General features: G+C 33.2%; 11 protein-coding genes and 1 riboswitch. Of the genes, 9 read left to right on the top strand and 2 right to left on the bottom strand.

Annotated elements, in window-relative coordinates; genetic code table 11:
* The coding region (locus COI44_RS19450; protein WP_098429412.1) for an MFS transporter at nucleotides 1–1,207 on the top strand (1,207 nt) is incomplete at its 5' end.
* Between the two features lie 153 nt (nucleotides 1,208–1,360).
* Here COI44_RS19450 and COI44_RS23945 read toward each other — a convergent pair.
* Nucleotides 1,361–1,537, bottom strand: a complete 177-nt coding sequence (locus COI44_RS23945; protein ID WP_142329286.1) for a PepSY domain-containing protein — start codon at nucleotides 1,535–1,537, stop codon at nucleotides 1,361–1,363.
* A gap of 147 nt (nucleotides 1,538–1,684) precedes the next feature.
* On the opposite strand from COI44_RS23945, the gene uvrC reads away from it, so the two are divergent.
* Together uvrC and COI44_RS19440 are read left to right on the top strand one after the other, a co-directional pair.
* Nucleotides 1,685–3,460, top strand: a complete 1,776-nt coding sequence (uvrC, locus tag COI44_RS19445) for an excinuclease ABC subunit UvrC (protein ID WP_098429411.1) — start codon at nucleotides 1,685–1,687, stop codon at nucleotides 3,458–3,460.
* 74 nt (nucleotides 3,461–3,534) lie between these two features.
* A riboswitch (Lysine riboswitch) is annotated at nucleotides 3,535–3,716 on the top strand.
* 101 nt (nucleotides 3,717–3,817) lie between these two features.
* On the top strand, nucleotides 3,818–5,011 hold the full coding sequence (locus COI44_RS19440) for an aspartate kinase (protein ID WP_098429410.1): 1,194 nt from the start codon (nucleotides 3,818–3,820) through the stop codon (nucleotides 5,009–5,011).
* Nucleotides 5,012–5,652: 641 nt separating this feature from the next.
* Here COI44_RS19440 and COI44_RS19430 read toward each other — a convergent pair.
* The gene (locus COI44_RS19430; RefSeq protein WP_098429408.1) at nucleotides 5,653–6,099 is read right to left on the bottom strand and encodes a YslB family protein; all 447 of its coding nucleotides are present in this window, start codon (nucleotides 6,097–6,099) and stop codon (nucleotides 5,653–5,655) included.
* Between the two features lie 299 nt (nucleotides 6,100–6,398).
* On the opposite strand from COI44_RS19430, the gene COI44_RS19425 reads away from it, so the two are divergent.
* The 6 genes from COI44_RS19425 (at nucleotide 6,399) to COI44_RS19400 (ending at nucleotide 11,616) form a co-directional block, all read left to right on the top strand.
* The gene (locus COI44_RS19425) at nucleotides 6,399–7,034 is read left to right on the top strand and encodes a succinate dehydrogenase cytochrome b558 subunit (RefSeq protein ID WP_098429407.1); all 636 of its coding nucleotides are present in this window, start codon (nucleotides 6,399–6,401) and stop codon (nucleotides 7,032–7,034) included.
* A 12-nt stretch (nucleotides 7,035–7,046) separates the two neighbouring features.
* Complete coding sequence (sdhA, locus tag COI44_RS19420; RefSeq protein ID WP_098429406.1) at nucleotides 7,047–8,813, top strand: succinate dehydrogenase flavoprotein subunit; 1,767 nt, start codon at nucleotides 7,047–7,049, stop codon at nucleotides 8,811–8,813.
* 7 nt (nucleotides 8,814–8,820) lie between these two features.
* Nucleotides 8,821–9,582, top strand: a complete 762-nt coding sequence (gene sdhB, locus COI44_RS19415) for a succinate dehydrogenase iron-sulfur subunit (RefSeq protein WP_056473098.1) — start codon at nucleotides 8,821–8,823, stop codon at nucleotides 9,580–9,582.
* Between the two features lie 271 nt (nucleotides 9,583–9,853).
* Nucleotides 9,854–10,084 (top strand): hypothetical protein, encoded by a 231-nt coding sequence (locus COI44_RS19410; protein ID WP_098429405.1) that lies wholly within the window; start codon nucleotides 9,854–9,856, stop codon nucleotides 10,082–10,084.
* A gap of 202 nt (nucleotides 10,085–10,286) precedes the next feature.
* Complete coding sequence (locus tag COI44_RS19405) at nucleotides 10,287–10,994, top strand: hypothetical protein (RefSeq protein ID WP_098429404.1); 708 nt, start codon at nucleotides 10,287–10,289, stop codon at nucleotides 10,992–10,994.
* 148 nt (nucleotides 10,995–11,142) lie between these two features.
* On the top strand, nucleotides 11,143–11,616 hold the full coding sequence (locus COI44_RS19400; protein ID WP_098429403.1) for an acyl-CoA thioesterase: 474 nt from the start codon (nucleotides 11,143–11,145) through the stop codon (nucleotides 11,614–11,616).
* Nucleotides 11,617–11,753 lie beyond the last annotated feature (137 nt).

Genomic DNA, 11,753 nt, shown 5'->3' with positions numbered 1-11,753 from the left:
CGGTGGTATTTACGGTTTAGCTTCAGTAATCGGTCCACAAATCGGAGGTTGGATTGTTGACTCATTAAACTGGAAATGGGTATTCTACATTAATCTTCCAGTAGGGATTATTGCAACAATTTTTATTGCATTAGGTTTAAAAGGAAGAAAAAATACTGGTCCAATCAATTTCGATATCGCTGGTATGGTGACTATGATTGTCGGTGTTGTAAGCTTACTCCTTGGTTTAAGTTTAGGTGGAGTAAAATATGATTGGAATTCTTGGCAAATCATTAGTTTATTTGTATTAGCAGTAGTTGGAATCATTAGTTTCGTTATCGCAGAAAATAAAGCTAAAGAGCCAATTCTACCAATGCATTTATTCAAAAATAGGACTTTCGTAACATTAAACTTAATTGGTTTCTTTATGACAATAGCGATGTTTGGTGCAATTATGTTCGTACCATTCTTCATGCAAGGTATTGTTGGAGTAAGTGCAACACAATCGGGGACAATTATGACGCCAATGATGGTCACTATGATTATTGCAAGTATTATTGGTGGTCAGGTTGTATTTAAAGTAGGTATTAAACCACAAATTATTACGGGTATGTTCGTCATTGCATTAGGTTTATACTTATTAACAACTTTAGATATGGATTCAAGTAAAACAATTGCAACAATCTTTATGGGAGTTATGGGTCTAGGTATTGGTTTAGTAATGCCGACAATTACACTAGCTCTTCAAGAAGTATTTGATAAGAAGGAATTAGGGATTGTAACATCTTCTAGCCAATTCTTCCGTTCAATCGGTGGTACTTTTGGAGCAACTGTTTTAGGTGCTGTAATGAATAGTAAATCAGGAACACTTCTAAACCATGATTTAGTTCCATTTTTAAATAAATTACCAGCTCAAGCTGCACCATTAGTAGACAAATTTAAAGACATGATTAATTCAACTCCTCAATCTGTATTTACAATGTTATTTAATGCGGATGCTAAGAAGCTAATTCCTAAGCCAATTTTAGAAGGTATGTTACCGATCATTAAAACATCATTAATGGATTCATTACACCAAGTATTCTTTGTTGGTTTAGGATTCATCATAATTGGTGCAATCGTAACATTTTTCTTAACACCAATTAAATTAACGAATAGAAAAGCTGGAGATAAAGAAGGTAATGAGCAAGAACAAGTAGAAATGGAAACTGCGACTTCGACTTCTTAATTTCTCAAGCTTTAAGTAATAAAAGTAAAAACCATCCAGAAAATTTGGATGGTTTTTAGTTTAAATTAAAAATGTCAATTGACCACTGATTTACAATTTGAAGAAAAAAGAGAGGTCCCATAAAAGATTTACTTTTCAGGGACACTCTCTTTGTTATATAGCCATTGATACTTTTTCTTTTCTTTTTCTCATTTTTCGTTTATTACGTAATCTTCCTTTTTCCTCGCCACCTTTATTGAAATACAGAATAATCCCTGTAGTAGATTCGATTAGTAGGAAAACCGAAACAATCACACCAATCCAAAAATGAACTATTCTTACTTTTTTCATCTTAACATTTCTCCTTTTCTTTTATTGATGAAATTAAAGTTACAATAGAAAACTTAATTTTTACTTAATATCATTAAAGTATTTTCAGTTTTTAAATGTGGAGATTATAATATTAAGTGTACAATTGCACGAAAGAGGTGAGAGGAAATGGACAATCACTTAAAAGAAAAATTGGCGCTTCTACCTGATCAGCCTGGTTGCTATTTGATGAAAGATATTCAAGGGACGATCATTTACGTAGGAAAAGCTAAAGTTTTAAAAAATAGGGTTAGATCTTATTTCACGGGATCCCATGATGGTAAGACATATCGATTAGTTCAAGAGATAACTGATTTTGAATATATTGTTACTTCTTCAAATATGGAAGCTTTAATTCTTGAGATGAATTTAATTAAGAAATATGATCCGAAATATAACATCATGTTGAAAGATGATAAATCATATCCCTTTATTAAAATAACTGCTGAAAAACATCCTCGCTTATTAATTACGCGAAATGTAAAAAAAGATAAAGGAAAATATTTTGGACCATTCCCTAATGCTACAGCCGCAAATGAAACAAAAAAATTATTAGATCGTCTATATCCATTACGAAAATGTTCTTCATTACCAGACAAAGTTTGTTTATATTATCATATTGGTCAGTGTCTTGCGCCTTGTGTAAAAGAAGTAACTGATCAACAAAATCAGGAAATAGTTAATGAAATTGCCCGTTTTCTAAACGGTGGGGAAGACCAAATACGAAAAGAGTTAGAGGCAAAAATGCTTGCTGCATCTGAACAATTAGATTTCGAGCGCGCGAAAGAGTATCGAGACCAAATTGTATCAATTGAAGCGACTATGGAAAAGCAGAAAATGATGAGTAGTGATTTAGTTGATCGAGATGTATTTGGATATGCGGTTGACAAGGGATGGATGTGTGTTCAAGTATTCTTTGTTCGAAGAGGAAAATTAATTGAAAGAGATGTATCATATTTTCCAATTTACGATGAACCAGAAGAAGAGTTCCTATCATTTATTGGGCAATTTTATGAAAAACCACACAATATAAAACCAAAAGAAATCTTTGTACCAGATAAAGTTGATACTGAAATTTTAAAAGATTTACTAAAAATTCCTGTTTTCCAACCAAAAAGAGGCCAAAAAAAGGAACTTGTTGTATTAGCAAACAAAAATGCCAAAATTGGACTCGGTGAGAAATTTAAATTAATTGAGCGAGATGAAGAAAGAACCGTTAAAGCAATAGAAAAACTAGGAGATAGTTTAAATATTGAAACTCCGTATCGAATTGAAGCATTTGATAATTCAAATATTCAAGGAACAAATCCTGTTTCAGCTATGGTTGTGTTTATAGATGGAAAACCTTCAAAAAAAGATTACCGCAAATATAAAATCAAAACTGTTGTAGGACCTGATGATTACGATTCAATGCGTGAGGTAGTACGTAGAAGATATTCGAGAGCATTAAAAGAGAATTTACCTTTACCAAACTTAATAATTGTGGATGGTGGGAAAGGACATCTAGCTGCAGTTGAAGATGTACTCCAAAATGAGTTAGGCTTATTCATCCCAACAGCTGGACTTGTTAAAGACGAAAAGCACCGCACTTCAGAGTTATTAATAGGACAACCACCTCAAATTGTCCAACTTGGTAGACAAAGCCAAGAATTCTTTTTATTACAAAGAATTCAAGACGAGGTACACAGATTTGCAATTGAATTCTATCGTCAGCTTCATAGTAAATCTATGGTTCAATCTGCTTTAGATGGCATAGCAGGTGTTGGGGGAACAAGAAAGAAAGCCCTTCTTAAACATTTTGGATCAGTCAAAAAAATAAAAGAGGCATCAATTGAAGAGTTAATTGAAGCTAAAATGCCAAAAAATGTTGCAGAAGAAATTTTTCAACATTTCCATAAAGAGTGACATCGTTACCAAAATTTTTATCTTGACACTATTTTCAAAATAATTTATATTTTAGTTAAAATTAAATGATTTTCTCTCGTAATAGAGGTGCAAAACTTAAAAGTATTCTGTCATAGACGTGTGGCGTTGTAATGGACAGTTGAAAGGAAGTTTTGCCGAAATAAAATGAATCCACAATTCATTTTGTTGGGACTGCATTTAAGAAATGTAGTACTGTCGCATAATAATAATGATTATGCGGGGAGCTATTGAAGAGATGTTGATGATTTGTCTATTTTATTTGTAAATTAGGCGCGTGAACATTGCTTCACGCGCTTTTTTGTATTCTTTTTTAAGTGAAAAGTGAGGATGAGAAAAATGGGAATTATTGTTCAGAAATTCGGTGGTACTTCAGTAGGCTCAATTGAACGAATTCAGCATGTTGCTGAAACAGTAACCAAATCATATAAAGAAGGAAACCAAGTAGTTACAGTTGTATCTGCGATGGGACATCATACAGACGAACTAGTTAGTTTAGCAGCTCAAATTAGTCCGCAAAACAGTAAACGTGAATTAGATATGTTACTTACTACAGGGGAACAAGTTTCGATTTCATTACTTGCAATGGCAATCCAAGCAAAAGGTTTTAAAGCTATTTCACTAACTGGTTGGCAAGCTGGAATTCAAACTGAATCTGTCCATGGAAATGCGCGTATAGAAACAATTCATACTGATCGAATTCAACAATTACTTGATGAAGGATATATCGTAATTGTTGCTGGTTTCCAAGGTTTAAGTGACAACAATGAAATTACGACATTAGGTCGTGGTGGTTCAGATACAACAGCTGTTGCATTGGCAGCAGCATTAAATGCAGAACGTTGTGATATTTATACGGACGTATTAGGTGTTTATACTACGGATCCAAGAGTTGAACCAAATGCATCTAAACTAAGCCATGTCTCTTATGATGAAATGCTAGAGCTTGCAGCTTTAGGAGCAGCGGTTTTACATCCAAGAGCAGTAGAATTCGCAAAAAATTATAATTTAATTATTCAAGTTCGTTCAAGTCAACATGATGAAATCGGTACATTTATTGGGGAGGAAACACAAATGGAACAACAATCAGTCGTAAGAGGAATCGCATTTGAATCAAATGTAACAAGGATGACTTTAAATGGTTTAAATAATCATGTAGATTTATTACCTAAAATCTTTACTTTATTAGCAAGTGAAGGTATTGATGTTGATATTATTATCCAAAGCGTAACATCAGATAACTTAGTAAATCTTTCATTCTCGATCAAATCTGAAAATATGTTGGAAGCAATAACTGTTCTAGAATCAAAGAAAGAATTTTTAGGTTACCGCTCATTTGATTTTGAAAGTGAACTTGCTAAAGTTTCAATTGTAGGTAGTGGAATGGTTTCTAATCCAGGTGTTGCTGCAAAAATGTTTAAATTTTTAGCTGAAAGTGAAATCCCTGTAAAAATGGTAAGCACTTCTGAAATTAAAGTATCAACAGTTGTACCGAAAGCAAAATTACAAGAAGCAGTTCATNNCTCTTCATAAAGGATATGAACTAGATCGTATTAATGAAGAAGTAGTAGTAGAAAACTAAATTTAAAATAAACCCTTTTAGGCGTACCAATTCTTATATATATAGGCTTAGAAATATTGATTTTACCAATATTCATCACGTTCAGATATCCCGAGCCGTATAGTATAGAGATAGCGCTTAAAAGGGTTTTTTATTCGTTAGGCGAATAAATTATATAAAGATTCTGTAATTTAAAATGAGTAAGGTGAACGGCTAAATGGTAAATAAAAGAAGGAGGTATTAATAATGAGGCATAGCATACTTGCCTACGGATATGGAGAAATTGTGCTACAGTTCGTTCTATTAATACTCGCCATTTTGTTTTTTGTTTCTATTTGTTTATTCTTGTTAAATTCTATTATTAAAGGAGTTAAAAGAAACAAGAATTTTGAGGTAATTAGAAGGCAGGATCAAAGTAAGGATAGGGAAGAGAAGGGGTAGGGAAGTTGAATAATAAGTCTCTAACTGATCTTTTTCTTAAATTAAAGTAAAAATTTGGACTTAATGATTTATTTGTAAATACTCATTGTTGTACCTGTATTTGAATTTATATTTCTATTTTTCAAGAAAAAAACACCACAAGGGACTTAAATTCCTTGTGGTGTTTTACGTTTTATCTTCTTGTAATTGGATCCTTTAAATCCCATTTTACTTGGAACTTTACTTTGTCGGCTCTTTTGCTTTGTTCTTCATACGTTTCAGCTATAACATCGATTTGCTGTTGAATTTGCATCGCTAGAAATCCAGCTTCTAACTGGTAAGATACGTTCTTTTTTTGTTGATTTCTGTATGTAATTAATTCAGAAGATAGTGTTAAATGAACTTCTTGCTTCTTTTCTTCTTCAACAGTAAGAGTACCCCAGCCAGCTTGATCAAAAAATTCTATAATTTCTTCAAAGGTTGCTAAAGGATATTTTCTTGCAATCATTTTCCCCGCCCAATATAAAATATCATTTTGCTCTTTTCCTAATAAATCATTCAATAGGTCGTTACGTATTAGCTCATAGCCAAAACCAGAAATATTTCCCGGAATATTTAAATTTTCAATGCCGTTCGTCATGGTCGGATAACTCTCCCTTTCCTAAAAAAACATGTTTTTATTATATACAATATTTATTAGTAAAAACAATAATTCGACAAATGTAGATTAAAAGGATTACCAATCTAAATGAGAAGTTTTTTCAGTAAAGAAAAATGTACGCGTTTTCTTGACCTGCTATATTATCAGGAGTAAAATGGGTTGTAGATAAATGTCATAAAAATTTCGACTTTTTATGCAAATTGCTTATTTATTCTATTTTTTTTTAGAATAATAGAGGAAATTTTCATGTGCACAAACTAAAGGGGGCAGGGGTTTACATGAGCAACAAGAATGGAAGGGAGTTTTTCTTTAGAAAACTTCATTCATTGCTAGGAGTTATTCCGGTTGGGATCTTTTTAACACAGCACTTAGTTGTCAATCATTTTGCGACAAATGGAGCAACATCGTTCAACAAAGCTGCTGAATTTATGGCGAATTTACCATTCCGCTATTTTTTAGAAGTTTTTGTCATTTTCTTACCAATTTTATACCATGCAATTTACGGACTATACATTGCGTTCACAGGAACTAGCAATGTTAAAAATTATGGATACTTACGTAACTGGTTATATTTATTCCAACGTATTTCTGGTGTAGTTACTTTAATTTTTATTACTTGGCACGTATGGCAAACACGTATCGCTGCTCAAATGGGAGCAACGGTTGATTATAATATGATGGCTGATATTTTCACTTCAAAATTTATGTTAGTTTTCTATATAGTAGGTGTAATTTCAACAATTTTCCACTTTGCTAATGGATTATGGTCATTCTTCGTATCTTGGGGGATTACTGTAACACCTAGATCACAACGTATTTCAACATACGTTACATTAGGAATTTTCGTAGTATTATCATTCGTTGGATTAACTGCTATCTTTGCATTCATTGATCCACAACTAGCGAATTTGTAAGGAGAGAGAGTCATGAGTGGGAAAATAATTATCGTCGGTGGCGGATTAGCTGGTCTTATGGCAACAATTAAAGCCGCAGAAGCTGGCACAAAAGTAGATTTATTTTCATTAGTTCCCGTAAAACGTTCACATTCAGTATGTGCTCAAGGTGGAATTAATGGTGCGGTTAATACAAAAGGTGAAGGTGACTCTCCTTGGGAGCACTTTGATGATACAATTTATGGTGGAGATTTCTTAGCAAACCAACCACCTGTAAAGGCAATGGCAGAAGCAGCACCTGGCATCATTCATATGATGGACCGTATGGGTGTAATGTTCAACCGTACGCCTGAAGGACTATTAGACTTCCGTCGTTTCGGTGGAACGCAACATCACCGTACAGCATTTGCTGGTGCTACGACTGGGCAACAATTATTATACGCATTAGATGAGCAAGTTCGTCGTTACGAATCTGAAGGTCTTGTTCAAAAGTATGAAGGCTGGGAATTTTTAAGAGCTATTGTTGATGATGAAGGAGTTTGTCGTGGAATCGTTGGACAAAACTTAACATCAATGGAAATCGTAAGTTTCCCTGCGGATGCTGTAATTATGGCATCTGGTGGCCCTGGTATTATCTTTGGTAAAACTACAAATTCAATTATCAACACTGGTTCAGCTGCTGCAGCTGTATATCGTCAAGGTGCAGTTTATTCAAATGGTGAATTTATTCAAATCCATCCAACTGCAATTCCTGGAGATGATAAAAACCGTTTAATGAGTGAAAGTGCTCGTGGTGAAGGTGGACGTGTTTGGACGTATAAAGATGGTAAACCATGGTATTTCTTAGAAGAGAAATATCCTGCATATGGAAACCTTGTACCAAGGGATATTGCTACGCGTGAGATTTTCTCTGTATGTGTTGACCACAAGCTTGGTATCAATGGTGAAAACATGGTTTATTTAGATCTTTCACATAAAGATCCACATGAACTTGATGTAAAACTTGGTGGAATCATCGAGATTTATGAAAAATTCACAGGTGATGATCCGAAAAAAGTTCCAATGAAGATTTTCCCTGCAGTTCACTACTCAATGGGTGGATTATGGGTTGACTATGACCAAATGACTACAATTCCTGGTTTATTTGCTGCAGGTGAGTGTGATTACTCAATGCACGGAGCTAACCGTTTAGGAGCTAACTCATTACTTTCTGCTATTTATGGTGGAATGGTTGCTGGACCAAATGCTGTAAGATACGTAAATGGTTTAGCTAAATCTTCAGATGATGTTTCAACTTCTGTATTTGAATCAAATGCTAATGAAGAAAAAGAAAAAATGAATCGTATTTATAAAATGGACGGTAAAGAAAATGCATACCTTCTTCATAAAGAGCTTGGAGAGTGGATGACAGACAACGTTACTGTAGTTCGATTCAATGATCGCTTATTAAAAACTGATGAAAAAATTCAAGAGCTTTATGAGCGCTATCAAAACATTAATATTAATGATACAGCTAAATGGAGTAACCAAGGTGCTTCATTTACTCGTCAACTTGAAAACATGCTTCACTTATCACGTGTTATCACATTAGGTGCATATAACCGTAATGAAAGCCGTGGAGCTCACTATAAACCTGAATTCCCAGACCGTAATGACGAGGAATTCTTAAAAACTACAATGGCTAAATTTGATGAGAAATCACATTCACCATTATTCCATTACGAAGATGTTGATACATCATTAATTCAACCTAGAAAACGTGACTATTCTAAGAAGAAGGAGGACAAAGCAAATGCATAATGGAACAATGACTGCTGAAAAGACTATTACTGTAATTGTTAAACGTCAAGATTCACCAAATACTGCGCCATATGAAGAAACATTTACTGTCCCTTATCGTCCGAATATGAACGTAATCTCGGCGTTAATGGAAATTCGTAAAAATCCTGTTAATTCAAATGGAAAAGAAACGACTGCAATTTCTTGGGACATGAACTGTCTTGAAGAAGTTTGTGGAGCATGTTCTATGGTTATCAATGGTAAACCAAGACAATCATGTTCTGCGCTTATTGACAAATTGGAACAACCAATCCGTCTTGAGCCAATGAGCACATTCCCTGTAGTACGTGACTTACAAGTTGATCGTAGCCGTATGTTCGATTCTTTAAAACGCGTTAAAGCATGGATTCCAATTGATGGAACGCATGACTTAGGTCCTGGACCAAGAATGCCTGAAAGAAAACGTCAATGGGCTTATGAATTATCAAAATGTATGACTTGTGGTGTATGTTTAGAAGCTTGTCCAAACGTTAATAGTAAATCTAACTTTATTGGGCCTGCACCGCTTTCACAAGTACGTTTATTTAATGCTCATCCAACTGGAGAAATGAATAAGGAAGAACGTCTACATGCAATTATGGGAGACGGTGGACTATCAAACTGTGGTAACTCACAAAACTGTGTACAATCTTGTCCAAAAGGTATTCCTTTAACAACTTCAATTGCAGCGTTAAACCGTGCAACTACAATCCAATCTTTCAAAGACTTCTTTGGAAGCGACGAAATTTAATAAACATAAAAGCATGTCCTTTCGGGACATGCTTTTTTTATTGTTGAAAAGTATGTTCGCCAATAATCCGATTAACAAAAATATTCCCTAGAGCAACAAGTAATGTCTAACGGAAAATAATGTCCAATTTAAGACAAGGCTGGGCAGGTTAAATCAGTAATATAACAATAATTCGTAAGAAATAAATGAATTACATATATGGTAATTTAAATTACTTGAAATAAATGAGTTAATGTATAATTAAGAAAAACTACAGGAAGGAGATACTTAAATGAGAAAAATTTCTTTAGATGAGATCGATGAGAGAATCGAAGAAAAACTTAACAAAGTAAATCTCCAAATTTTACAAACTATCCAAAGTGAACGGAAAAGTAGTACAAAAACAAGAAGCTTAGGTGAACGTATTGCATTAGATAAATTGGCTATTGCCGAATGGAATAAGGCAATTAAATATGTGAAGATAAAAAGATTAGGACCGAATAGATTATATTTTGAATACTAAATGTTATGTTCTATAAATGTAGCTAAAAGTAAAAGTGCGTTTGGTATATTTCAACAGTCGTAAAAAGCATGTTCCTAATGGACATGCTTTTTTTACGTTTTTAAATAAATTTCTAATAAACTCCCCTTTCAAATCATATCAATAGTAGAGGCAGCAAAGGGATGTGCGGTGTCTTACCCCACTCGAACGGAGGTTGACCTGAATGCAACAGTTTGAAGTGACATTTGAGACGAAATGCTATGAAAAAGATTGGGAAATACTTTTAAAGACAGACCGGATCGAAAAAATGATTAAGTTTAATCAATTTCAATTTAGAGAAAAAATTTTATATATTAATAACGTACAAGATGTAAGGGAAGCCAGTCGTCATGCAGACAAACTTGTCGCAAGGGATGTCTTATCGTCATATATAATAGTTGATGATTATTCAAATGAAGCCCTTAATTATTTTGAGATTACTAAGGAAAGCTTCAAAGGTGGTTATTACTATTCAATCTCAGAACTTGTTAGTATTTATCTTTGCAATACAGAGTTTTTACTTCATTTTTCAAGTGATTCCATTTTAGAAAAGCCTTTTAATTGGATTGATTTATCAATATTAAAACTTCAAGATGATGAAAGAATCAAAGTAGCAAATCCAGTATGGAATGGAAATAGTTTTGAGGCAAAACAAGAATCAATAGATGAAGATGAAAACTTCTATATTGGTTATGGATTTTCAGATCAATGTTACTTAATCAGAACAAATGATTTTAAAAATAAGATATATAATGAAAAAAATCCTATATCAGAAAGATACCCAATATATGGGGGAGAGCTTTTTGAAAAACGTGTAGATGCTTGGATGCGAAATAACCATTTCAAAAGAATTACATTCAAACATGGAAATTATATTCATCAAAATTATTAAATTTTAAGGATGTTTTTGTATAACTTAACAGGGTTAGGCTAAAGAAAGAGTCCCTTACTTCCTTCATCCTGCCCCCTTTGAAACTGAATGAATATTCATTCTTTAAAGGAATTAATGATATAATATAGATAATAAGGGGGCAAATTCGATGGGAAAAATGAATTATGTATCTAATACACAGGAGTGGCAATCTGAGTTTTCATTTAAGATAACTATTAAAGTTCGATTTAGTGAAACGGATATGTTTGGACATATGAATAATACAGTTCCATTCGTTTATTTTGAAGAAGCACGAATTGAGTATTTAAAATATTTAGGACTTATGCAAGAATGGACGGCAAATCATAGTGAATTTATTCCAGTTGTTGCTGATTTACAATGTGATTACTTACGACAAGTATTTTTTAATGAAATTATCGACGTGTACGTAAAAATTGCAAATGTAGGAAATTCATCAATCGATTTACACTATATGGGGATTAATCCTCAAAATGAAATTTGCTTTACTGGACGAAATTCCTTAGTAAATATAAATCGTCATACAGGGCGTAGTGAACAATGGAAAAATGAATGGAAAGAAAAATTATTAAATGAAATAAAGAATTCGATAGTTAGTGTTTAAAATAAGTTATGTTGTCGCATACTGAATAAAGATTGAATAGAATGATAAAACAATTAAATTTATCTTAAGAAGAGTACTTGAAGAATTCAATGACATTCTATATAATACTTTTATACGAATAAGGAAAAGCAAAGATC

Source organism: Bacillus sp. AFS088145 (assembly GCF_002564465.1).
Classification (GTDB): domain Bacteria; phylum Bacillota; class Bacilli; order Bacillales; family Bacillaceae_G; genus Gottfriedia.
Note: the sequence above shows the minus strand (reverse complement) of the source record. Positions and strands in the feature narration are given on the sequence as shown.